Origin of the sequence: Oecophyllibacter saccharovorans, from assembly GCF_006542375.1 — a bacterium.
Lineage (GTDB): Bacteria > Pseudomonadota > Alphaproteobacteria > Acetobacterales > Acetobacteraceae > Oecophyllibacter > Oecophyllibacter saccharovorans.
Genome location: NZ_CP038143.1, coordinates 1,025,703 through 1,050,270, shown reverse-complemented (window position 1 = coordinate 1,050,270; position 24,568 = coordinate 1,025,703). Strand labels below are relative to the sequence as shown.

Below are 24,568 nucleotides of genomic sequence, written 5' to 3'. Positions count from 1 at the left end.
GCTGCCTCAGCGTATTGAGGGCGAGCGGGCCGAAACGTCCTCAACGCTTCTGCCGCCCTCCTCCCCCCCACAGGCGGCTGCCTGCAGGGCCGCAATGGTGGCCGGGCGGTCCTTCTGGCCGAAAACAGACGAGCCTGCCACCAGCAGCCGGGCCCCTGCAGCCGTCACCAGCGGGGCCGTCTGGAGATTGATACCACCATCGACCCCCAGGAGAATCCGCCGTCCGGTGCGTTCTTCATTCTCATCGATCATCTGCGCCAGACGCCTGATCTTGGGCAGCTGACCCGGCATGAAAGTCTGGCCGCCAAAGCCTGGATTGACGGTCATGACGAGAATCGTATCCACCAGTTCCAGCACCTCTCCCAGCACTTCGGGCGGGGTGGCCGGGCAGAGGGCCACGCCCACTTTGCAGCCAAGTGCTGCAATCCGTTGCAGGGTCCGGTTGAGATGCCAGTTTCCCTCGACATGGACCGTCATCTGGTCAACCCCAGCCTCTGCCAAGGCGTCCAGATGGGGATCGACCGGTGAAACCATCAGATGCGCATCAAAAAAGGCTTTGCTATGGGGCCGCAACGCCTTGATGACAGGCATGCCGAAAGAAATATTGGGCACGAAATGCCCGTCCATCACATCCAGATGCAACCATGGCGCCGTGGCAACCGTTTCCATCTCCCGGCGCAGATCGGAGAAATCTGCCGATAACAGGCTTGGCGCAATGAGCGGTTTACCGGCCGCAGCTTCAGGCACCTGTGCGGACAGGGAACGGGAGCTGACAGCTGGGGATTGTGGCATGCGCTCAGAGATCCTCTGGATGACTTCATGAACCGGCTCTGTCAGAGCTGCACCGGAGGACGCTCCTGAAGGAGACCGGATTGCAGCACCCCCTGCGGAACCGTCAGACAAAGCAGGCGCAGGTCTGAGGGTACTACAGGTCTAGGGGTAACAGCAGAAAAGCGAAATTATCGTTTCTTTCCCCCTGCATGCAAGAGCGGCAGAACCGGCCCCCACGGCCTGCCCCCTCTCAAGCGGCCCTGAAGAGACACGGGGGCAGGCAGAACGCACGTGCCATGCCCCACCCGCAATGGACAGGCCTGCGGCACGTGTAGTAGGTTTTTGGCGTTCCGAGGGGTGTCTGGCATTGGCCAGGCTGAGACGGTCACCAGGCCGGACCCTTTGAACCTGATCCGGCTCATACCGGCGAAGGGACAGGAATAACCGAGCGCTTACGCAAAGCAGCTAGTCGGTGCCCCGGCACCTTAAGGCCCCTGAAAGCGTTCCCTGAACTGCCGTCCATCATTACCGGATCTTCCCTGTGATTGCCCTTGGCTTACCCGGCCGGGGCGAAAAGACCGAGGTGAAGATTCATGTCTGCATTATCTTTCTCTACAGGGTTTCCGCCCAAGCTGCGGCCATGGAAACCGGCCGGCAAACTTCTGGGCAGTCTGGGCCTGGCCACTGAACTGCTCATGACCGCGCCTGCAGGCCATGCGACCGCCTCTCCCACTGCACCTGCTACGCCAGCTGCCTCCACCAGAAATACAGGCAGGAGTGCACAACGGGGTGTTCATGACGTGACTGCACACGGTGTTGAGCGGATCAACTTGCGGGCCAAACCTGAGCTGACTGCCGTCGCAGGGGGGCTGATCACACCCCAGCAGGGCACGCAGGAACGCAGCGTGGTAAGCCGCACTTACATCGACATTCAGTCGCCCACAGCCAATGCTTTCCAGCTGCTGGACCTCGTGCCGGGCGCCAATGTCGCCACTTCCGATCCTTTCGGGCTGTCACCGCAGACCAACATCTCCATCCGCGGCCTCAATGGCGACGCGCTGGGCTACGTGCTTGAAGGCATGCCCATGAGCGACGTGGCTTCCTACGGCGCCACGCCCAGCCAGTTCGCGGATTCGGAAAATTACAGCCAGGTCGCCCTGCAGCAGGGATCTCCTGATCTCGACAGCCCTGTCATTGATGCCGCGGGCGGGCTGAACACCATGAAATACCTCGACCCCTCCTTCAAGGCAGGGGGCATGGTGGCCATGTCCTACGGCTCTTATGCCACCCGGCGCGGTTTCATCCGCCTTGAAACCGGCGAGATCGGCAACAGCGGTCTGCGCGGTTTCGTGTCCTATTCCAACACGCGCGCCGATGCCTGGCATGGACCGGGCAACAATGAACGACAGCACATCGATTTCAAGTTCCTCAAGGAGTGGGGGCAGTCGCGCGTCGCTCTGCTCGGGTCCTGGAACCGCACCACAACGGCCTATTATCCCAAAACCACCCTGACGGCCTGGAAACTCTACAACATCCACGGCCCCAACCACCTGGCGCGGCATTTCGATACTTCAGACCCCCAGCAGGGAGCGCGTTACTGGCGCTTGTGGCGCGATCCCGAGGAGACGCTCTACCTGGGGGCGCCCATGCATTTCGCCCTGACTTCAAACGACCGCCTCTCGCTCGACATCACCCCTTACGCCCAAGGCGCCTACGGCAACTGGCCCTCCGGCACGACAGCGGAAGATGCAGGGCTTGCCGGCAATCCCACGGCCACGCCCGTGCTACGCGGCGATTATCTGCAGCGCAGCTACCGGGCCGGCTTCACCTCCGAGCTCCACGCACGCTGGAAGTGGAACGACTTCTTTCTGGGCTACTGGTACGATTATTCAGATGACCACGAGACCCAGCCCTATTCCCGCGTCAGCGCTACCGGCGCCACGCCCGATATCTGGGCGACAGGCCGGCACGGCAAGGTGCTGCAGCCGGACGGCCGGGGCGGGACGGAAAAATACCTTGCCTGGGATATCCACAGCATTGCGCAGGTCAATGCCCTTTACGCCGGAGACCACATCTCCCTGTTCAACAACCGCCTGCTCATTGATGCGGGGTTCAAGGAGATCATGCTCAGCAGAAACGGCACCAACAACCTTCCTGACGCCGCCTCGGGCTACCCCTATCATGTCGGCAGCAACACGTCCGAGCCGCTGCCACGTTTCGGGCTGCGGTGGAAGATCACGCCCAAAGACCAGATCTTTCTCAATGCCACCACCAATTTCCGCGCCCCTGCTGTCACGGCCTATTATGCGCCCGGAGATTCGCGCGGCCTGAAGAACGAATATTCCATTACCGAGGAACTGGGTTACCGGCGCACAGGTGACTGGCTGGTGGGGAGCATCACCTTCTTCAACTACAACTTCACCAATCGCCTGATTGAAACCCTGATCACCCGTGACGGCGTGCAGAACATCTCCTCCACCATCAATGCCGGAGGACAGACCACCCGCGGCGTCGATATCGAGCTGGGAACGCGGCCCTGGCACCATCTCAGCCCTTACCTGTCCTTTGAATACCTGCATGCCACCATGGACGGCAATCTGCCGGTCAACGGGGACTGGCTTCCCACGCGCGGCAAGACGGCAATACGCAGCCCGCATTTCTCAGGCGCGGCAGGGCTGCGCTATGATGACGGACATTTCTTCAGCATGGTCACCGCTCGCTACACCGGCAGCCAGTACGCCACCTTCATGAATGACGAGAAAATGCCGGCCTACATGACGGCGGATCTGAGCCTTGGCTACCGTTTCAGCAATGTCGCCCTCTTCCGCGATGCCACCCTGAAACGCCCGGAGCTGCGCCTTAATTTCCTCAATCTTTCCAACCAGCGTTATCTCTCAGGCGTCGGCACGCCAGGCACCAATGCCCACGCCACCCGCGGGCTGCACGGCACCACCATTGCCGCCAACCCGGCCAAGTTCTACATCGGCGGCGGTTTTGCAGTGCTGTTCACCGCCTCCACCGGCTTCTGAGCGCCTGATGACCCAGGCTGTACCCGGCTCCTCTCACACCCTGGCCCTGGGTCTGGCTGACGCAGAGCGCCCGCGGGACTGGCCGCCGATTACCGGGGCCGAAGCCCGGCGGGTCCTGGCGGGTTTCGGCCTCGTTCCCCGGTTACCGCCGCTGTGGCAGAGTGCGCGTCCCTTTTCGGCCGGTGCCCTGTTTGAGGTTGCGCCCCTGCCAGGTTTCAGGCCGCCCGGCTCTCTGCCTGAACGCGTCTTTCTCAAGCGTCATGACCACCGCCTGCGCTCAGCCAGCCGGCTTGAAACCGAACACGCTTTCATGCGCCACCTGATGGCCAGTGCCCAGCAGGACCTCCACATTCCCCTGCCGCTGACGCGCATAACCACGCCTGCCGACTCTGCTCAGGCTTCCAGCCGGTTTTCCGGCACCACCGAGCAGGAAGGCGGCAATCTCTATGAAGTCTTTCCGGCCTTCAGGGGGGAGGATCTCTACCGTCACACCCTGTCCTGGGAACCCTACCGCTCCCCAATCCACGCCGCTTCCGCTGGCCGCATGCTGGCCCGCCTTCATCTCGCCAGCACAGGCTTCAACGCGTCTGACGGCGACGTGCTGCTGATGTCCGGTGGCCGGGCCGTGCAGATGCCTGACCTGGAAGCCGGCCTGACCACCTGGCTTCCCACCCAGCCGGGCCTGCTGGAAAGCCTGGCACAGCTTGGCATGGGCGCAGGCATGGAGGATGACTGGCGCCGCAGCCTGCTGCCGGCTCTCACCCCCGCCCATCAGGCGCTGCGCCCCAATCTTGGTGACGTGCAGCCCCTGTGGGGGCACGGGGACTGGCACGGCTCCAACCTCTCCTGGAGGCCTGGTATGGTGCCGGGAAAAGAAGAGGTGTGCGAAGTCTTCGATTTCGGCCTCAGTGGCCATACCAGCGCGCCTTTCGATCTCGCTGTCGCTGTCGAGCGCAGCTTCATACGCTGGATGAACATGGGGCGCGACCCTGTCGCCTGGGACCAGTTGCATGCCTTTCTGGCCGGTTATGAGGCCATCCGACCCCGCACCCTTGTCGAACGGCAGCTGACAGGGCGTTTCCTGCCTCTGGTCCATGTCCAATTCGCCCTCACGGAGCTGGCCTATTATGCGGCCCTGCTGCATGACCTGCCCACTGCCAGGCGGGATGTGTGGTCAGGTTACCTGCTCGGCCATGCCCGCTGGTTTGAAAGCCCCGCAGGGCAGAAACTCATTGAAGCGGTCAGCGCCAACCCTTCGGGAGGCGCAGGGTGATGGCAGTCACGCCGGAATTCCTTCTTGAAAGCACAGCCGTCGCGGCCAGTCTGGCCGGGGTATGGCTGACCGCACGCCGCGCCCTGGCCGGTTGGCCAGTCAGCCTGATCGCCTGTGGGCTTTACGCACTGGTGTTTTTCAACGCACGCCTCTATGCGGACATGACGCTTCAGGGTTTTTTCTGTCTCGGCATCCTGCATGGCTGGCACAGCTGGGCCCGGGAAAGAAAACAGGCATCTGACCGCATTCCCTCCCTTGCCATCCGTTCCCTCACCTGGCCAAAGGTTTTGAGCGCGCTCGGAGTGACCCTAGCCGGGGCCTGGCTATGGGCACTGATCCTGCGTCACACTGATGACCCTCTGCCCTTTCTGGATGCTCTGCTCAGCAGCGCCAGTCTTCTGGGTCAGTTCTGGATGGCCTGTCGCTACCGGGCCAGCTGGCTGCTCTGGATCGTGGTCGATTCGGTTTACGTGGGACTGTTCGCAAGCCGCCATCTCGACCTGACAGCGCTTCTTTACGCCTGCTTCACTCTCATGGCCGTTTATGGCTGGCGGCAATGGTGCGACTTGAGACCTGAACTTCGCACCGGAAGTGGCCGAGAGCCTTTCAATCACTGAAAACGAGGGTCTGAAAACGGCGCCCCGAGAGCAGGCCTGCAGATAGCTGTCCCTCAGCGGTTGGCGAGGGCGTTCTTGTTCCAGCGATCCATTTCCTCAGGGGTCAGGTGCTGCAGGCGGATGGGTCTGCCGGCCGGGTCGTAATACAGCACGGAATCCCCCTTCAGCTCCGCATAGCCATTAGGCTGACCGGTTTTGCGGCTTCTGAAGATCAGCCGCCCGCGTTCCGGCTGCTCGACGATGATGGAGCCACGGGGCACGAAGTGAAACATGCTGAAATCAGCATAGGTCTTGGGCAGCTGGGAAGATCTGAAAAGCTGGTGCATAGAAGGAGGCTTCTTCGCATCACGGTCGCCGAAGGTCTGGGGCCCAGGAGCCGCCTGGGCTTTCTGCATGTGCAGCGCCATGCCGCTCCCTATACCCACGACTGCACAGAGCAGCGCCAGAAGCCGCCTGCCGCGCCTGGGCTGGATCTGGATCAAACGCAACGGTTCGAATGACGGCATCTTCTGCTTCTTTCCCACTCTTTTCTTCAGTGCCTGGTTCCGGCGTGCTGCCACGCTTTCAGCAGACCTCGCTGTCCCTTACTTACCGCTCTCCCTTCCCGGAAAGCAAATATTCCTCAGGTCCTGCCATCTTCAGTCCGGACTGTCAGGCACGGGCCCGCGGATGGTGGCCGCCCGCTCTGCCGCCCCCTGCACCTGCACGCCCTGAGCACGGCCCCGGCTGTCGGCCGCCATGGTATGCGAGACAGAGGGAAGCTGGCCGGGATGAGCGGCTGGCGGCGCATTTTCGTCTGCCTGCAGCGCCTGCGCCTGGAGCTGGGCCCGTTCCTGAAGCTGCTGCTGGGCCTGAGCCACACCGGTCGGCGTGCCGGCAACAAAGGTTGCCGATGCGGTGACAGGCGTACCAGGAGTGTAACGTCTCCAGCCGCCGCCCAGGGCGCGGTAAAGCGTCACCATGTTCTGGTACCGCGCGCCCTGCACGTAGATGTGGAACTGCCGGGCCATGAACAGCTGGCGTTCCTCTTCCAGCGTGGCCAGATAATTGTCTATCCCTTCGCGGAAACGCAGATAAGCCAGGTCATAGGCCTGCTTCGTGTTTCCAACCACGCGCGCCATGCTTTCATCCTGCAGCTTGTAGGTCTCGCGCGAGGTCAGAGCGTCGGAAACTTCCTTGAAGGCCTTCTGCACGGTTTTCTGGTACTGAGCCACAGCCTGAGCCTGGGCTGCCTTGGCCGTGTGAAGATTGCCGGAATTCTGGCCCCAGGTCAGAAGCGGGATGCTGACACTCGGGGAAAGACCCCAGGTTTCCGACATATTGGTGAACAGTTTCTTGAACTGCAGCGAGGAAATCCCTTCCGAGGCCGTCAGGGTGAAACGGGGATAGAAGGCGGCACGCGCAGCACCGATATTGGCGTTGGCCGCACGCAGCTTGTGCTCGGCCTCACGGATATCGGGGCGCTGCTGCAGCATGTCGGAAGGCAGGCCGGCCGGCAGATCAGCAAGCACTGTCTGATGACCGAAGGGGGCCGGCGGTGGCAGGTCGGCAGGCAGGGGCTGGCCCACCAGCAGCTGCAGCGCATGCACGTCACGCCCGATGGCGCCGATCTGCACGGAAACATCCGTGCGTGCCTGGTCGATCTGGCTTGCGATCTGCGCCATGGTCAGCGCATTTTCTTCCCCGTTCACAAAGGAGAGCTTTGTGAGCCGGTAGGTTTCCTCCTGGTTCTTCTGGCGCGCCTGGGCGACCTTGAGCATCTCGACATCGGCCAGCCACTGGATATAGGTCGAAGCCAGCTGGGAAATGGTGGATATCCAGAGATTGCGCAGATTGTCGTAGCTGCTCAGCGTCTCCTCTTTCTGGGCTTTGGAGAGATTGCGGATCCGTCCCCAGAGATCGATCTCATAAGACGAGAACCCGATCGACGTCTGGTAGAAATGCAGCAGCTTGATCATCTGCTGCCCGTTATGGCCGCTGTCACTGCCTGGCGCGAAGGAGAAACCCGCATTGGTGGAGGGATCCTGATACATCGCTCCTGCCCCGGTGCTGATATTGGGGAAGAGGGCGGAGTTCTGCATCTCATACTGCCCGCGGGCCTGTACGATGGCGGCAAACTGGCTTGCCAGGTCCCGGTTGGTGTTGAGCGCCAGGGAGATCAGCTTTTTCAGCCTTGGGTCGGTAAAGAATTCCTCCCATCCCAGATCCGACACTTTCAGCTTGCTCTGAACCGTCGGCGTATAGGTGTCACTGGGCCAGCTCGACTGCACGCCGGTCACAGGCTGCTTGTAATGCGGGGCGAAATTGCAGGCTGAAAGAAGCAGCGTTGCAGCCCCACCCAGAGTAACGGCAGTCAGGCGGAAAGGGCTTCCTTTTCCGGTTCGGCTCATCGCGTTCATGCCTGTGCTCCTCCGCCCGTTCTGCCGTCAGCCGTCCCGTTTTGGGCTTTGGCAGCCTTGGCCTTGTTGTGCGCCATCGCCTCCTTGAGCTCCTCGGCCTCGCGCGCCCGGACGGCCGAGATGCGCTGCACCCGGAACAGCTTGAGCACCACGACGTAGAAGACCGGAATGAAGTAGATCGCCAGGAAGGTGGCTGAAAGCATGCCGCCCACCACGCAGGTGCCGATGGCCCGCCGTGCCGCAGCGCCTGCGCCATTGGCGATGGCAAGCGGCAGCACACCGAACACGAAGGCAACCGAGGTCATGATAATCGGGCGCAGGCGTTCATGGGCCGCCTTGAGCACGGCCTGTTCAAGCGTGTCGCCCTGCTCATAGAAAGCCTGGGCGAACTCGACGATCAGAATGGCGTTCTTGACTGAAAGCGCCACCGTGGTCAGCAGGCCGACCTGGAAATACACGTCATTGTCATAGCCGCGTGCCAGGGTGGCGCCGATGGCGCCCAGAACGCTCAGGGGCAGAACGAGCATCACCGAGATGGGAACGGCCCAGTTTTCGTAAAGCGCTGCCAGGCAGAGCAGGATGACGATGCCTGAAAAAGCATAAAGCGTGCCTGTCGAGGCACCCGCGGCGACCTGCTCATAGGAAATGCCGGTCCATTCATAGCCGATGCCGCGCGGCAGGTTCTGCATCAGCTTCACCATCTGCTGCATCGCTGTGCCGGAGCTGACGCCCGGCGCGCCCTGGCCCTGGATCTCGAAGGAGCTGAGACCGTTATAGTTCTCCACCTTCTGCGGACCCACGATCCAGTCGCCGGTTATGAAGGTGTTGATCGGCACCATATTGCCCAGCTTGTTGGGAATGTACCATTTCTGCAGCTCTACCGGCACCATACGCGAATCGGCCACGCCCTGGATGTACACTTGCTTCACACGGCCGGCACGCAGGAACTGGTTGACGTAGATGGAAGCCAGAGCGCCCTGGATGGTCGTGTTGATGTCAGAGTTGGCCACGCCCTGGGCATTGGCTTTCTGACGGTCGATGTTCAGGACATATTGGGGCGCCGGCTCCAGCCCCATCGGCCGGACCGCCATCAGCTTGGGGTCCTTGGCTGCCGCGGCAAGCAGGCTGTTGCGTGCCTTAATCAGCGCGTCATAACCGAGATGGCCGTTATCCTCCAGCTCCAGGTCGAAGCCCTGCGCATTGCCCAGCTCCAGCACGGCCGGGGGATTGATGGCATAGATCTGCGCCTGCGGATCCAGCCAGAAATGTTTCATGATCTCATCTGAGAGATACATGCTGCTGTTGCGGTAGCCCGGCCGCTCCGACCAGGGCTTGAGCCGGATGAAGAACGCGCCTGCACCCTGTCCCTGGCCTGCGAAGTTGAAGCCGTTCATGCTGAAGACGGATTCGACATCCTTGGGGTAGGTCTTGAGGATATAGGCAGCGACCTTCCGGTTCACGTTCGCGGTCTGCTCAAGCGTCGCGCCGGGCGGCATCGTGACCTGGCCGAAGATCAGCCCCTGATCTTCAACCGGCAGGAAGCCGCCGGGCACGCGGGTGAACAGGACAACGGTCAGGACCGTCAGCCCCGCAAAGCAGAGCATGCTGAGATAGGGATGGGCGATCAGGCGCTTGAGACCGAAAACATAGAAATTCGTCAGGCGTTCAAAGCCACGATCGAACATCCGGGCAGCCCAGAAGCTCGACCCCTGCTGGCCCGGCTTGAGCAGGGAGCCGCAGAGAGCCGGTGTCAGGGTAGTGGCAACCAGGATCGACAGCCACATCGCCGCAACGATGGTGACGGAGAACTGCCTGTAGATCACGCCGGTGGACCCGCCGAAGAAGGCCATGGGCAGGAACACCGCCGTCAGCACGAGCACGATGCCGACCAGGGCTCCGGTGATCTCATCCATCGACTTGCCCGTTGCAGCCTTGGGCGGCAGGCCTTCCTCGGTCATCACGCGTTCGACATTTTCCACCACCACGATCGCGTCATCTACCAGCAGGCCGACGGCCAGAACCATGGCAAGCATGGTCAGTGTGTTGATCGAATAGCCGAGAATGTCGAGCACGCCGAAGGTGCCCAGCAGGACGATCGGCACGGCAATGGTGGGAATCAGCGTCGCGCGCCAGTTCTGCAGGAAGACGAACATGACGATGGAGACCAGGATGATCGCGATGACCAGGGTCTCGATGACTTCATCAATCGAGTGAATGATGAAGGGTTCCGTATCCAGAGCGTAAGTGACCTTCAGCCCAGGCGGAAAGAAGCGTTCCAGAGCCTGCAGGCGCGCGCGGACAGCCGCTTCAGTCGCCAGCTGGTTGGCGCCGGGCGCCAGCTTGAGCGCCATGGCCGAGGCAGGCTGGTTGTTGTAGAAAGATGTGAGATTGTAGTTCTGCGGCCCGAGTTCCACCTCGGCCACATCCTTGAGGCGCACCTGGCTGCCGTCCTGCTGGACCTTGAGGAGAATGTTCTTGAACTGGGCGACGTCAGTCATGCGGGTCGGTCCGATGATCGTTGCGTCGAAGCCGATCCCCTTCACGGCCGGCAGACCGCCCAGCTCGCCAGAGGCCACCTGAATGTTCTGGGCGGCAACAGCCTGCTGCACGTCACCGACACTGAGCGCATAATTATAAAGCTTGGCCGGATCCATCCAGATGCGCATGGCATATTCGGAGCCGAAGATCTGATGATCGCCCACCCCGGTAACCCGCGACAGCGGGTCGGAGACGTTGGAGGCAACGAAATCGGCGATATCGGGTCCGCTCATGCTGCCGTCAGTGGAGATGAAACCGATCACAAGCATGAAGTTCTTGACGGCCTTGGTCACGCTCAGTCCCTGCTGCACCACTTCAGGCGGCAGGCGTGGCTGGGCGAGCTGGAGCTTGTTCTGCACCTGGACCTGCGCGATGTCGGGGTTGGTGCCCTGCGCGAAGGTAAGGTCGATCTCCATATGACCATTGCCATAAGAGGACGCCGACAGATATTCGAGATGATCAAGCCCGAACATCTGCTGCAGGATCGGGCGCACCACCGTGTTGTCGACTGTCTCGGCTGAAGCGCCCGGGTCATCCACCGCGATGGCGATCATGGGCGGGGCGATGCTGGGATACTGGGCGATCGGCATGGTTTTGACCGCAACCAGGCCGACGAGCATGATGATAATCCCGATCACCCAGGCAAAAACCGGGCGATCGATGAAAAACCGCGAAAGGGACATGAGGCTTACTTCCCTCCCTGACCGGCCGGCTGTTTTTGCGGCTGCCCGTTTTGTGAGGGGGTGTTCTGGGGCTGCGTGTTCTGGGTCGTTCCAGGAATCGGTGCGCCCGCCGCAGCCGGCCAGTCGAAATTCACGGCGTGCGGCGCCACTTTGGCGCCAGGCTGAATTTTCTGCAGCCCCGTGATCACCACCCGGTCACCGCTCTTGAGGCCGGAAGTGACAAGCCAGGTGTTGCCGATGGTGCGGCTGACCGTCACGGGTCGGATGGAAACGATATTCTGATCGTTGAGCACCAGCACATAAGGCGTGCCCTTGGGCGTGCGCAGCAGTCCGATCTGGGGCACGAGCAGGGCGTGTTTGTCCAGCCCTTCATGAATCTCGGCCTGAACGAACATGCCGGGCAGCAGCAGTTTATCAGGATTGGGCATCAGGCCACGCATGATGATGGTGCCGGTGGCCGGATCGACCGTGACTTCAGCCAGCTCAAGCTTGCCGACAGGGCCGTAGGTTGAACCGTCAGGCAGTTCAATATGCACCGCCGCCGCCGAGCCGTTGCGCTCCAGCTGACCGGTCGCCAGCTCCCGCCGCAGGCGCAGCATCTCTGCCGCAGCCACGTTGACGTCCACATAAATCGGGTCGAGCCGCGTCACCACGGCGATGGGGGAGGTCTGATTGGCCGTCACCAGCGTGCCGACCGTATAGATGGTGCGCCCGATGCGCCCGCTGATGGGAGAGCGGACATGGCTGTAATTGAGATTGACTTCCGCTGATTCGAGCTCGGCTTTGGCCTGATAGACCTGGGCATCCGCTTCGCGCGATGTGGCCAGGGTATTATCGTAATCCTGGTTACTGACCGCATGCGGCCCGACGAGATGGCTGTAACGCTGCAGCTGACCATGGGCGCGGACAGCATTGGCCTGCGCCTGGAGCAGCTGGCCCTTGGCCCGGTCATAAGCGGCCTGATAGGGGGGCTGGTAGATCTGGTAGAGCTGCTCACCCTGCTTGACGTCCGCACCCTGGCGATAGGTGATCGAGGTGAGCACACCGCTTACCTGAGGCCGGATCGCCGATTGTTCATAGGCATCCGTGCGCCCCGGCAGCATGGTGTTCAGCACCACGCTCGTCTCACGCATCGTGACCACGCCGACGGGCTGGAGCACGGCCTTGGATGGGGCTTTTTTCTGGCAGCCGGCCAGCCCAAGCCCTCCCAGCGCCAACAGGCCGAACGTCATCAGACGCTGCCGCGTTTTGGTGCAGGGGGCCTGGCGGGATGCCGTGGCGGAAAAGGAAGTCTGGAGAATATCACGCATGAATCGTTTGGACTTTCGGAGATCGGCTTTCCTAAAACATTCGCCACCAGCGGCTGCCACCTTCTTCCGTCAGGCCCGCAACCCTTCTGGAGAGTCGGGGGCAGCTTTTCACACGGAAAGGGAAACGCGGGGTGGAAACTATCCGGTTTCCAAGCTAAAGGTCAATCTCTTTCCCTGACTCTTTCGCCGGGGCTCTTTCACCGGCTGCCTTGCACCGACCCCTCGTTTCAGGTCCCAGATTTTGCCCGATACACCTTTTTCTCCCTTGTCCTGCCCGCCTGCCGGTCTTTCAGCTCCTGACCGATCAGGAAGGACTGCTCCAGGATCCGCCGCACCTGAGGCCCCTGAAACATTCGAGGCAACGGAGGAGAGGGCCATGGACTCGGAAAGCCCGGCACGTCAGGCAGATGAGCAGTTGCGGCGGAGCCGGATTCTCGAAACAGCCTGCACATTGCTGCGCACCCATGGCTATCACGCCACTTCCATGGACCGGATCGCACGCCAGGCCGGCATGTCCAAGAAAACGCTCTATCAGCTGTTCACTTCCAAGCAGAATCTCTTCGAGCAGCTGCTCCTGGAACGGCTTTTCCCCTCCATCGGAGAAGATCCTGCCCATGGGCCTGATATCGACATGGAGCAGACGCTCATCGCGCATTTCCGCAAACTGAGTCCCATCATCTTCGATGAAGAGCGCCTGGCGCTGCTGCGCACCATCATCGGCGAGACCAACCGTTCGCCGGCCATTCAGCAGGCCATGACCGAAGCGTTGCAGCTTTCAGGCCATAAAACCGGCTTGCGCGCCTGGATCAGGCATCAGCAGGAAGCGGGCTGCCTGCGGCCGGGCGAGCCTACCGATGTCGCTGACCACCTCATCGGCCTCACCCTGGGCGTGCCCCTTCTGTCGCGACTGACCCATTGCCTGCCCCCTCGCAGCCCTGAAGCGCTGGAGGCTTTCATGCGCACCGGCATCCGGGCTTTCCTGCAGGCCTGGAGCCGGGAACGGGAAGACAGACACAGTTAAGATTTTTCTAAGATTTTTCCGCCATCACCAGAACGATTTAGCCCGTTCCCCCTGCAGCTTGGCCTTGCTCCCGCCCCCGCCAGACCATATGTTTCACTTATGTTTTAAAAGCATGCCTGCTGCGCCCTGGTCAGGCATATCCGGTTCGGGTGGAAGAACTTTCATCCGCACACCCTGACAGGACAAACAGCCCCCCTGGCGGGATGAAAAGCGTTACTTGTAGGGAGCGCCTCTCACCCCTTCACGCCCGCGCTCGGGCACAGGGGGCAAGCAGGTATGGGCTGACGCGTCCTGCAGGAGTCCGACTTCATGAGCACCCCGCCGAACGACTCTGTCGACCTGTACGAAGGTCCGCTTCTGGAAAGCATGACAGAAGCCGAATCGGAAGAAGGCTACCAGCAGGATCTCAGCCAGCGGCATGTGCAGATGATCGCCCTGGGCGGCGCGATCGGCACAGGGCTGTTCCTGGGCTCGGCGTCGCGCCTGGAGCTGGCAGGGCCTTCCCTGGCCATCGCCTACGCCATCTGCGGCCTGTGCGCCTTCATGGTGCTGCGGGCAATGGGGGAGCTGGTGATGTACCGCCCCAGCAGCGGCAGCTTCGTTACCTACGCCCGCGAATTCATGGGCGAGTGGGCGGCTTATTCCGCAGGCTGGTTCTTCTTTCTCAACTGGGCCATGAGCGGCATCGTCGATATCACGGCCGTCGCCCTCTACATGCATTTCTGGCCGGCCTTCGCAGGCGTGCCGCAATGGATCCTGGCCCTGGGCGCCCTGCTGCTCGTCGGCACCATCAATCTGGCCGGCGTGCGCTATTTCGGGGAAATCGAGTTCTGGCTGGCCCTGGTCAAGGTGCTGACGCTGGTCATCTTTCTCGCCATCGGCGCTGTCGTGCTCTTCAGCGGCCACAAGATCGACGGGTTCACGCCGGGGCTGCACCTCATCAAGGATTTCGGAGGTGTTTTCCCCCATGGCATCGGCATCTGCCTAATGCTCGTCCAAGGCGTCATCTTCGCTTATGCCGCTACGGAACTGATCGGCGTGGCCGCAGGCGAGTGCAAGGATGCGCGCAAGATCATTCCACGTGCCGTCAACAGCGTCATCTGGCGCATTCTGATCTTCTATGTCGGCTCGATCGTGCTTCTGGTCTGCGTTCTGCCCTGGACCGCCTATCACGCCGATACCAGCCCGTTCGTCACCTTCTTTCAGAAGCTGGGCGTGCCCTGGAGTGCAGGCATCATGAATTTCGTGGTGCTGACCGCAGCCCTCTCCAGCCTCAATTCCGGCCTTTATTCGACAGGGCGCATCCTGCGCGCCCTGGCGCTGGGCGGCTCGGCCCCTTCCGCCTTCGCCATGATGAACCGGAATTCCGTCCCGTTCGTCGGCATCTGCGCCACGCTTGCGATCTACCTGGTGGGGGTGGCGCTGAACTATTACATCCCTTCACAGGTCTTTGAGATCGTCCTGAGTCTTTCCTCGCTCGGCATTCTCGGCACCTGGGCCACCATCCTGATCTGCCAGCTGCGCCTGCACCGCGCCATCCGGCAGGGCCGCATCCCTCCGACACGCTTTTCCATGCCCGGCTCTCCCTGGAGCGGTTGGATCAGCCTGGGCTTTCTGCTTGTGGTGCTCGTGATGATGGGGTTTGATTATCCCTCCGGCACCATTTCGGTAGCCTGCATTCCCTTGCTGGCCCTGCTGTTCTTTGCTGGCTGGGTCGTTATCCAGCGCAAGCACCGCCTGGGAGAACAGGTGCCGGCACCGGCTGAAAGCGGGGACTGAGCAGCCCCGGACCTCAGGCCGGCTTGTCTGTTGTCTGGGGAAAGGGCTTTTCCAGGGCGGCAGCTTCCTGATCGCTCTGCGTCAGCTCAGGGTGCGGGTCAGGCGTGGGGCTGCCCGGCACCGGTGCGGAAACATGTGAATGGGCCGAGGTGGGTTTCTTGCGCCCACGCGGACGGAGGGCCGGCATGTTCTCGCCTGTCACGGCATAAAAGACACGCTCGACAATATTGGTGGCATGATCGCCGATGCGCTCCAGATTCTTGGCGATGAAAAGCAGCTCCGTGCAGGCACGGATATTGCGCGGGTCCTCGATCATGTAGGTAACCAGGCCACGGAACAGGGTGGTGTAATACTCATCAATCTCCTGGTCGGCATGCCAGACTTCCAGGGCGAGATTGGGATCCTGGGTTTCCAGGGCCTCGACCATGCGGTGCACGTTCTCATTGACCAGGCGCGCCATGGTCCGCAGGCCTGAAAGCGAGATCCGCCCGTCCTCGACCGCTGCGACCGTCATGGCCCGTTTGGCTACTGAAGCAGCGTAATCACCGATGCGCTCCAGATCCCCGGTGATCTTCAGCGCCGCCACGATCTCGCGCAGGTCAGCGCCCATCGGGCTCCGCAGGGCCAGGAGCCGGATGGCCAGCCCTTCCACCTCGCGCTCCAGATGGTCAACTTCCGGATCCAGCGCAATCGCCTTGTCAGCTGCCTGCTGGTCGTGATCGGTGATGGCAGCCAGGGCCAGGCTCACCTGGCTTGCAGCGATACGCCCCATCTGGCTGACCATGCTGCGGAGCTGGTCGAGCTCCTGCTCGAAACTGCTGACAATGTGTGAACGTTCGGCCATTTCGGTTCTCCCTGCTTCAGGTGCCTGAGTAAGCGCGGCCACCGGGCGCTCAACCAAAGCGCCCGGTAATGTAATCCTGCGTCTGCTGCTGGCGCGGATTGGTGAAAATGCGGTCTGCGGCATCGACTTCGATCAATCGGCCCATGAAGAAGAAAGCCACCCGGTCCGCACAGCGGGCGGCCTGCTGCATGTTATGGGTCACGATGGCGATCGTGAAGTCATGTTTCAGCTCATCAAGCAGCTCTTCGATGCGCGCCGTTGAAATGGGATCAAGCGCGGAAGTCGGCTCGTCAAGGAGAAGGACTTCCGGTCGGGTCGCAATGGAGCGGGCGATGCACAGACGCTGTTGCTGGCCACCCGAAAGGCCGGTTGCAGGCGCATTGAGGCGGTCACGGACCTCATTCCACAGCGCCACGCGCGTCAGAACGTCCTCAACCCGGGCATCCATCTCGGTACGGCTCAGCCTTTCATGCAGCTTCACCCCGAAGGCGATGTTATCATAAATCGACATGGGAAAGGGGGTGGGTTTCTGAAAGACCATGCCCACCCGGGCGCGCAGCACATCGAGATTGATGTCACGGTCAAGGATGTTGCACCCGTCGAACATCACTTCCCCTGTCGCCCGCTGACCGGGATAAAGATCATAGATGCGGTTGAAAACGCGCAACAGGGTCGATTTGCCGCAACCGCTCGGGCCGATCATGGCTGTGACCCGGCGCGCCGGGTAGTCCATGGAAATGTCATGCAGCGCATGGTGCTGGCCGTAATAGAAGTTCAGGTCACGCACCTTCAGCGCAATGTCCTCTTCCCGCTTCTCCCGCGTTCCGTCCGCTTCCGCGAAATTCAGGCCCTCGGTTGCATGCGAAGGCGTGGCGTGGCGTCTAGGCGGGTGACCGTGGTCATTACCGGTTTCAGATGGCGCCCCGTGAGCGGGAGTATGAGAAACGGAGGTCATGAACAGAGCCCTCTCAGGAAAAACGACCGGCTGATACTGTGCCGGAGCACGCGAAAACGACCTGCCCCGCCTGGTACAGGCCCGGAGGCAGTTTCATCGGCGTGAAGACAGGCGGACGACAATATTGATCATCAGCACACCCACAGTGATAAGCAACGCCCCGGTCCAGGCAAGCTGCACCCAGTCTTCATAGGAAGCTCCCGCATACTGATAGATGGCGAGCGGCAGGCTGGCCATGGGTTTGTCGAGGTCGAGAGACCAGCCCTGGTTGCCCAGCGAGGTGAACAGCAGCGGCGCCGTTTCTCCCCCCATACGCGCCAGGGCCAGAAGCAGACCGGTCGTGATGCCCCCGCGTGCAGCGCGCAGGCAGAGCGAGACGATCACCCGCCAGCGCGGCGCCCCCAGGGCCGCCCCTGCCTCACGCATGGCCACCGGCACCAGGCGCAGCATGTCTTCAGTCGTGCGGATCACCAGGGGCACAGCCAGTACAGCCAGCGCCACTGCGCCGGCAAAGCCCGAGAAGTGCCCGAATGGGGCGACCAGGAGCTGATAGATGAACAGCCCGACCAGGATGGAGGGCACGGACATCAGAATGTCGGCCACAAAACGCACGGTCGTGGCAAAGCGGTTGCCGGACCCGTCGAACTCCGCCAGGTACATGCCGCAGCACATCCCGAGAGGCGCTGCAATCAGCATGGCCAGGCCGGTCTGGATGATGCTGCCCAGTATGGCATTGCCCAGCCCGCCCCCCGAGCCCGGCGGACCCATGGGGTGCAGGAAGGTGGCAAGCGACAGGCCGGGCAAGCCGCGGCTGAGCAAGGTCCACAGAATTGACAGCAACACCAGAACCAGCACTACCCCGCTGCCAGCGCTCAGCACCGTGGCCAGCTGGTTGCAGCGCTGACGGCGCGCCATCAGGCCGTCAGGGTGCCAGCGGCTGGTCAGCGCGGCTTCCTGCTGGCCCAGCCTGGATTCCGTCGCCTGCTGTTCAGGAAAAGGCGCCTGCCGGGTCATGCGCGCTGCCGCCTCAGGTAGCGGGCCAGGATCAGGCTCAGACACGACAGGGCCATGAGAATGAAGCCCAGCGCCATCAGCGAGGAAAGACGCAGTGACCCGGCCGGACTTTCAGGAAACTGCAGTGCAATCAGTGAGGCAACCGTGGTGCGGGGCACGAAAAGCGACCAGCCGATGGCCGTCACGTTGCCGATCACGAAAGTGACGGCCATCGTTTCTCCCAGGGCGCGCCCCATGCCGAGCACGACCGCCCCGATCATGCCGCTGCGCGACCAGGGGGCCACCACGTAGCGCATGACCTCCCAGCGTGTCGCGCCCAGTCCGTAAGCGCTTTCCTTGAGCATCGGGGGCACGGCTTCAAACACGTCGCACATCACCGCCGTGATGAAAGGCGCGATCATGACAGCCAGCACCAGCCCGGTCGTCATCAGGCCGGAACCGAAAGGCGGACCGCAGAGCAGGGCCTTCAGCACGGGAACATGATCGAAATGGTGATTGAGAAACGGCTGGATCACCCGTGCCATGAACGGCACGATCAGGAAAAATCCCCACATGCCGAAAATGATGGAAGGCACGGCTGCAAGCAGCTGAACAGCGGTTGACAATCCGCCAGCCAGGCGGCGCGGGGCAATGGCGGTAAGCCAGAAGGCGGTGCCGAAGGCCATCGGCACGGCAATGCAGACAGCAATCAGGGTGCTGAGCACCGTGCCCAGCAGCGGCGCCAGCGCGCCGTACTGGTTGGTGACCGGATTCCAGACCGCACTGACGAGAAAGCCCGGCCCGAAGGTCACGAAAGCCTGCCAGCCTCCATGCCCCATCAGGAGAATCAGGCCCCCCAGCGCCAGCAGTACGATCAGGGCCGAACCCCACAGAACGGCGCTGAAAACCTGGTTGAATGAAAAACGGGGACCCCGTCCGATCAGGGGCGAAGCAGGACGCACGCTGCCCGGCCTGCCACTGCCTGGGGCGGCAGAGATTGCACCGACTGAAGCTCCGCCATTGGAATGGGAGGGGGATTCTGGAGAAGCAGGTACCGGTTCTCTTGCAAACCGGGTGGTTCTGGATCGCGGCTCAGACGCCATGGTCCGGGAATCCCCTGTCGTTTCAGCAGACGTCATCTCGACTGCCCGATTCAAGCCTGGACTGCTTTTCAGCGCCGGCCAGCCGCTCCCTTACCGGGACCCCGCCAGCATTAACCGCCAGCGCTCCAAAGAACAACAGGCAGAACGGTCTTTCCGGAAAGCTTTCTTGAAACCGGACACAGGTTTCTACAGCCTGTTGCAGTTGAAAAACACTTTCCGGCCTGTTTTTCACTACCTCACTAAGGGCTTGGTACTAAGGGCTTGATCAGGCCGCACCTCAACCCGCACCTGAAACTAACAGCCATGACCTGGTGGTGCATGTGGTCAGGTCTAAGGTAAAGTAATCATGACCAGCTGCCGACAGTGGTTGTCTGTGCTGTGAAAACTTCCCGGTTCTTTTTCCGTTTTCAGGAGCCTGCTCCAGCGTGCCTGCCTCTTCTTCCAACGTCCCCGCCGGTCCGGCTCCCTCTCCTCGCCGGACGACACCCGGCATGTTCCGGGGGCTTGTGGACAGTTTCTCTCATGGGGTGCTGCGGGGCTGGGCGGTGGATGTGCTCGGCAGGGGGCCGGTCACCCTGCATCTGCTGGCTGACGGGCAGGAAATCGAGAAGATCACCTGCAACCTGCCGCGTGGCGATGTGAGCGAGGCGCTGGGGCTGGAGAGCAGCGAGCTTGGCTTCGAGCACATGCTGCCCGAGTTCCTGTTTGATGACCGGCCCCACCGCATCGCGTTGCGTTTTTCCGACCGCAGCGTTCTGCCTCTGCCCGATGCTGACGGCAATCCCACTCTGGAAAGCACCTCTTTCGACAGCGCGCTCCTGCCGGAGACCCGCAGTTTCATCGACGGCCTTGAAAACGCGACCCTGCGCGGCTGGGTAACCCGGCGGCCCAATCCGCGTGCCCCCTGGCGCGGCGGGCAACTGCTTTCAGTTTCTGTGGACGGAATAGATCTCGGCACCTACCGCGCCGATCATTTCCGCGGGGACGTCGGCGCGGCCCTGAAGGGCGACCCGGCCTGCGGTTTCGAAATTCCCATCCCCGGGCATCTGCATGACCGGCGCGTGCACCGGTTTGAGATCCTGCTGCTGCCGGAGCAAAGTGACCAGGAAGCCGAACCCCTGCAGAACAGCCCTTATGTGACAACGCTGGTGGACGACCAGCTTGCCGGCCAGCTGGTGGAAATAGAAGGTGTGGTCACAGAGCTGCACCGCCAGATCACCCGCCTGCGCCGCGAGATGCGCGCGCTCCTGCCAACGGAACGACCCACGCTGCAGCATTATAGTCGCTGGGCTGAGCAGAATCGCGCCCGCCTTCTCGCCGCTACCGCCCAGGCGCGCGTGACCCGGCCACTGCCTGAAAAACCGCCGCTCATCTCCGTTCTGTGTCCGGTCTGGAAACCGCTGGCCCGGGACTTCGAGGCAGCGATCGAATCCGTGCGCAACCAGACTTATGAAAACTGGGAGCTCATCCTGGTCGATGACGGCGCCGTCTGCCCAGCCACCAGCGCGCTCATCAAGCATTACGCGAAGCTGGACAGCCGGATCCGCCCCGTCACTCTCAAGAAGAATGTCGGCATCGCTGAAGCCACCAATGTCGCGATCAGGGAAGCACGCGGGAAATGGGTGGCTTTTTTCGACCATGACGACCTTCTCGTCGACGTGGCGCTGGAGACCATGATGCGGGCGGCGCTGAAGAGCGGCGCGAAACTCCTGTATTCGGATGAAGACAAGGTCGATCCGGCAGGTCGTTTCCTGGAGCCTCACTTCAAGCCCGATTTCGACCACCGCTTCCTGATGGGCTGCAATTACATCTGCCATCTTGTGCTCATCGAAACCAAAGCCCTGCGCGCGCTCGGCCCGCTGGACAGCACTTATAACGGGGCGCAGGACCATGACCTCATGCTGCGCGCTGCCGAGCACATCCCGCATCCGGCCATCCACCACGTGCCGGAAATCCTGTATCACTGGCGCAAGACCGAAAACTCCACTGCCGCCACGATCGCCAACAAGGATTATGCCGTTCAGGCCGGGGTGGATGCGGTCCAGGCCCATCTCGACCGGCTGGGCCTCAAGGGAGAAGTCAGCGCCATCAACGGGGTGACGCATTACCGCGTTGCCTGGCTGGAACGGCAGGCGCCCCCGGTGACAGTCATCATTCCTTTCCGCGATTATCCGGAGCTTACCGGGCGCTGTGTCGAGGATTTCCTGGCTAGCCAGACCTATCCGGATTTCCGGATTGTTCTGGTCGACAATTTCTCCTCACGCCCCGAAACGCGCCAGCTCCTGGAAAAACTGTCGCAGGACCCGCGCATATCCGTGCTCCGCATTGAGGAAGGCTTCAATTACTCCCGTCTCAACAACCTGGCCGTTGCCGCGTCCCTGACCCCTGAGAACGAGGACGGCTTCCTGCTGTTTCTCAACAATGACGTCTTCGTCACCCAGCCTGACTTCCTCACCTGTATGGTGCAGGAAGCGCTCAACCTGCCGCGGGTCGGCGCGGTCGGGGCCAAGCTGGTTTATCCCAACCGCACGATCCAGCATGCCGGCATCGCGGTCGGTCCCGAAATGATCGGCACGCATGTCCATCATGGCCTGCCTGAACATGCTTATGGTTATGTCGGGCGGATCTGCCTGAGCCATGAAGTGACGGGCGTGACCGGGGCGGCCATGCTGGTGCCGCGTTCTGTTTTCAGGGAAGTGGGCGGCTTTGATGAAGAGCAGCTGAGCGTGGCCTATAATGACGTGGACCTGTGCCTGAAAATCCGGGCTGGCGGCTGGCGTGTCCTTTATTGCGCCGACGCCACGGCAGAACATCATGAAAGCCTGTCACGTGGCACTGACGATCATCCCGAGCGTGAGAAAAGATGGTTCCATGAAAGTGAAACCATGCGCGAGCGCTGGGGCGGCCATCCGCTTTTTGAGCGTGACCCGGCCTACCCATATGCTTTTCGCCAGGACCGGCAGACCTTCTATGACCTGCGGGACCCTGAAGAGCTCTGAAAATATAAGGCGATCAGCGGATCTTCAGAGACTGGCCCTGAGGTGCTGGCGGGCGAAATAAAGCGGGTCTTCCTTCAGCACCTCTTCAACCTGACGGCCATCAGGCAGGGTAGCCAGGCTTTCGGGGATCCATTGGGTCAGGGATTCTGCCATCTCCGCACGCTGTCGGGCATCAGGGCGACAGCTGAGCCCTTTCAGTACCAGGCGCACGAAGCTGCGGTAATCTGCCGTGCTCAATGGCGTCGGACGCGTCCCCCGCTCACGCTGAACCAGCCAGTCGGACGTCAGTCTTTCCAGTGCGCCCCAAGGCGGCGCAAGCCCATCGCGCTCGTCGGCAGCTGCTTCAGGCTCGTTTTCCGGTGCTTCAGAAGAGCTTTCAGGTTGTTCTTCAAAGCCCAGAGCCCGCGCTGCCATGGTTTCCACACTGGCACGCGCCAGCGCTGCCAGCTCTTCAGCGGTCAGGCGATGGGGAGGATGGTCAGGTGTCGTCTTGACTACCCAGTTCTCCACCAGCTCACGCAGGCCCGGAGTCAGATCCGGAAAGGAGTGTGCCTGAGGATTCAGCGTGTCCTGGCCTGTCCGGCTTTCCGTGTCTTCTGACATGTCCGCCCTGCCCTTCCTTTCCGGCCTACTGAACTTCATGAATGCTGTCGGGCACAATAACCGCTCTTGGCTTTGTCATGAAGGGTTTCGCCTGCAATGATTTTGAAGGCCCTGGCTTCAACCTCTCAGGAAGCCATGGCTGCCACTTCATTGATCAGGGCCTGAAAACGCTGCAGATAGTCCGGCAACCCCAGATTTTCCTGCGCAAAATGATGCGCCGCCCTGCCCAGACGGCCCGCCAGGCTCTTGTCTTCAATCAGGGTGAGTACACTTTCAGCTAAGCGCTGGGGATCGGAAAAGGGCACGACCACCCCTGTGACATCCGGCTGCACCATTTCGCGCACCGGGGCTGTATCGCTGACAACAAGCGGGCAACCGACCGCCATCGCCTCCCGCAAGGACCAGGACAGGACGAAGGGATAGGTCAGATAGACATGCGCATCAGAGCGCTGCATCATGCGTATCAGGTCTTCATGAGGCAGCCAGCCCGTGAAGTGAATGCGCGACAGATCCAGCTGCCCTTCAAGCTCCTGCAGCATGACCTCCTGCCAGCTGCGGCCATCGGCTGGCGCCGCGCCGTAACCGATACCGTTTCCCCCCGCGAGAACAATATGCGCATCAGGGCGGCGGCGCTGAATTTCTGGCAGGGCCCGCATGAAACTGTGAAACCCCCGGTAAGGCTCCATATTGCGGGAAATGAAGGTCACCATGGGTTCATGCGGCAGCACGCTCAGGGAGCCGAGGCGAAATTCACGCCGCTTGGTTTTCGGATCCGGCCGGCACATCTCCAGGTCAACCCCTTCGCGTAAAAGGGTCAGTTTTTCCTGGGCCCAGGCAGGATAGGTTTCTTTCTGGAAACGGGTAGGCGTCTGACCGAGCCCCGGCAGCTGCAGGGTCAGAAGATTGACGCTGTTCTTGGCCCTGACCTGGGCTGCGAGGTCTGGCGCTGGCGGGAACTCGCTGTCAAAGCCGACATCAAGACCCGTCGGATTGTAGTAGAATTCAAAATAACCCAGCATGGGCACACCCGGCCAGACATCGCCCAGATTGAGCATCTCGCCCCATCCCTGATGGCCGATGATGACATCAGGACGGTAACCAAGCTGTTTCAGGGACCCAGCTACCTGAGCCACCGCTTCAGCCCGGCGCAGAGCGTAATCGAATTCCCAGCCAGCCGGATGACCTTGTCCCGTCGGCTGGGAGGCCCTGTAGACCACCTGGCGCACACCTTCCATTTCCGGCTGCTGGTGGCTCGTGATGAAGACGATCTCATGACCGCCCTCTGCGCGCAGATGATTCAGGATGTGTCGGTACTGACCGGGGAAACTCTGGTGAACGAATAGATACCGCAACTTTGACTCCATAACCGGCTTCAAAACCGGTCTCTGCCCAGCCCCCGCTCTCCTCCAAACAGAGCCAAAAACCTTTCAGGCAACTTTCAGGCTATATGAAACGAGGCATCCGGACAGGAATCTGACCGTCCTGAAAACAACCTCTCTTTCTCTCTGTCCCTGCCAGATTTCAGGAGACCACCCCTGAAATCCGCCGATTTATTTATTGTATGATCAGGGCATGATTATGGAAAATTTTTCTGCTTTCCCAGCCTCTGTGAAGCAAGCTGTGTAAAACAGGCCGCCGTGGGGATTCAGCA

Annotated in this window: 17 protein-coding genes and 1 riboswitch; of the genes, 6 read left to right on the top strand and 11 right to left on the bottom strand. The window is 61.5% G+C overall.

What is annotated here, in order from left to right:
* Window positions 1–6: 6 nt before the first annotated feature.
* Window positions 7–792, bottom strand: coding sequence for a ribulose-phosphate 3-epimerase (gene rpe, locus E3E11_RS04535; RefSeq protein ID WP_141451361.1), 786 nt, complete (start codon window positions 790–792; stop codon window positions 7–9).
* 322 nt (window positions 793–1,114) lie between these two features.
* A riboswitch (TPP riboswitch) is annotated at window positions 1,115–1,224 on the top strand.
* A gap of 140 nt (window positions 1,225–1,364) precedes the next feature.
* Here rpe and E3E11_RS04530 point away from each other — a divergent pair.
* Genes E3E11_RS04530 through pnuC form a run of 3 tightly spaced genes read left to right on the top strand, consistent with a single transcriptional unit; the run spans window position 1,365 to window position 5,690 of the window.
* Complete coding sequence (locus E3E11_RS04530) at window positions 1,365–3,800, top strand: TonB-dependent receptor (RefSeq protein ID WP_231118820.1); 2,436 nt, start codon at window positions 1,365–1,367, stop codon at window positions 3,798–3,800.
* Window positions 3,801–3,807: 7 nt separating this feature from the next.
* Window positions 3,808–5,073, top strand: a complete 1,266-nt coding sequence (locus tag E3E11_RS04525; protein WP_168189198.1) for a phosphotransferase enzyme family protein — start codon at window positions 3,808–3,810, stop codon at window positions 5,071–5,073.
* A complete protein-coding gene (pnuC, locus tag E3E11_RS04520; protein ID WP_141451359.1) occupies window positions 5,073–5,690 on the top strand; it encodes a nicotinamide riboside transporter PnuC in 618 nt (205 codons plus the stop codon). The genes E3E11_RS04525 and pnuC overlap by 1 nt, the downstream gene beginning before the upstream one ends.
* 53 nt (window positions 5,691–5,743) lie before the next feature.
* On the opposite strand, the gene E3E11_RS04515 is transcribed toward pnuC, so the two are convergent.
* From E3E11_RS04515 to E3E11_RS04500, 4 genes are all read right to left on the bottom strand, one after another.
* A complete protein-coding gene (locus E3E11_RS04515) occupies window positions 5,744–6,196 on the bottom strand; it encodes a hypothetical protein (RefSeq protein WP_141451358.1) in 453 nt (150 codons plus the stop codon).
* A 132-nt stretch (window positions 6,197–6,328) separates the two neighbouring features.
* The gene (locus E3E11_RS04510; RefSeq protein ID WP_231118819.1) at window positions 6,329–8,089 is read right to left on the bottom strand and encodes an efflux transporter outer membrane subunit; all 1,761 of its coding nucleotides are present in this window, start codon (window positions 8,087–8,089) and stop codon (window positions 6,329–6,331) included.
* Window positions 8,086–11,310 carry an efflux RND transporter permease subunit gene (locus E3E11_RS04505; RefSeq protein ID WP_141451357.1) on the bottom strand — a complete coding sequence of 1,075 codons (3,225 nt, stop codon included), beginning with the start codon at window positions 11,308–11,310 and terminating at the stop codon, window positions 8,086–8,088. The genes E3E11_RS04510 and E3E11_RS04505 overlap by 4 nt, the downstream gene beginning before the upstream one ends.
* Before the next feature lie 5 nt (window positions 11,311–11,315).
* Entirely contained in the window at window positions 11,316–12,542 is a 1,227-nt protein-coding gene (locus E3E11_RS04500) for an efflux RND transporter periplasmic adaptor subunit (RefSeq protein ID WP_194149703.1), read from the bottom strand.
* A 454-nt stretch (window positions 12,543–12,996) separates the two neighbouring features.
* Between E3E11_RS04500 and E3E11_RS04495 the strand changes: the two genes are divergently transcribed.
* Both E3E11_RS04495 and E3E11_RS04490 read left to right on the top strand, forming a co-directional pair.
* Window positions 12,997–13,641: a TetR/AcrR family transcriptional regulator gene (locus E3E11_RS04495; protein ID WP_141451355.1), complete on the top strand. Its 645-nt coding sequence runs from the start codon at window positions 12,997–12,999 to the stop codon at window positions 13,639–13,641.
* 366 nt (window positions 13,642–14,007) lie between these two features.
* Entirely contained in the window at window positions 14,008–15,420 is a 1,413-nt protein-coding gene (locus E3E11_RS04490) for an amino acid permease (RefSeq protein ID WP_141452138.1), read from the top strand.
* Between the two features lie 13 nt (window positions 15,421–15,433).
* Here the strand turns inward: E3E11_RS04490 and phoU are convergent, their stop codons facing one another.
* The 4 genes from phoU to pstC all read right to left on the bottom strand — a co-directional run bounded on the left by phoU (window position 15,434) and on the right by pstC (window position 19,153).
* Entirely contained in the window at window positions 15,434–16,264 is an 831-nt protein-coding gene (gene phoU, locus E3E11_RS04485; protein WP_141451354.1) for a phosphate signaling complex protein PhoU, read from the bottom strand.
* Window positions 16,265–16,313: 49 nt separating this feature from the next.
* The gene (gene pstB, locus E3E11_RS04480) at window positions 16,314–17,219 is read right to left on the bottom strand and encodes a phosphate ABC transporter ATP-binding protein PstB (RefSeq protein WP_141451353.1); all 906 of its coding nucleotides are present in this window, start codon (window positions 17,217–17,219) and stop codon (window positions 16,314–16,316) included.
* A 93-nt stretch (window positions 17,220–17,312) separates the two neighbouring features.
* Window positions 17,313–18,134 carry a phosphate ABC transporter permease PstA gene (pstA, locus tag E3E11_RS04475; RefSeq protein ID WP_231119027.1) on the bottom strand — a complete coding sequence of 274 codons (822 nt, stop codon included), beginning with the start codon at window positions 18,132–18,134 and terminating at the stop codon, window positions 17,313–17,315.
* A gap of 95 nt (window positions 18,135–18,229) precedes the next feature.
* On the bottom strand, window positions 18,230–19,153 hold the full coding sequence (gene pstC, locus E3E11_RS04470) for a phosphate ABC transporter permease subunit PstC (RefSeq protein WP_407070522.1): 924 nt from the start codon (window positions 19,151–19,153) through the stop codon (window positions 18,230–18,232).
* Between the two features lie 587 nt (window positions 19,154–19,740).
* Here pstC and E3E11_RS04465 point away from each other — a divergent pair.
* On the top strand, window positions 19,741–22,314 hold the full coding sequence (locus E3E11_RS04465; protein WP_231118816.1) for a glycosyltransferase family 2 protein: 2,574 nt from the start codon (window positions 19,741–19,743) through the stop codon (window positions 22,312–22,314).
* Between the two features lie 24 nt (window positions 22,315–22,338).
* Here E3E11_RS04465 and E3E11_RS04460 read toward each other — a convergent pair whose 3' ends face one another.
* Both E3E11_RS04460 and E3E11_RS04455 read right to left on the bottom strand, forming a co-directional pair.
* Complete coding sequence (locus E3E11_RS04460; RefSeq protein WP_141451350.1) at window positions 22,339–22,917, bottom strand: hypothetical protein; 579 nt, start codon at window positions 22,915–22,917, stop codon at window positions 22,339–22,341.
* 125 nt (window positions 22,918–23,042) lie between these two features.
* Window positions 23,043–24,269 carry a glycosyltransferase family 4 protein gene (locus E3E11_RS04455; protein WP_141451349.1) on the bottom strand — a complete coding sequence of 409 codons (1,227 nt, stop codon included), beginning with the start codon at window positions 24,267–24,269 and terminating at the stop codon, window positions 23,043–23,045.
* Window positions 24,270–24,568: the final 299 nt, after the last annotated feature.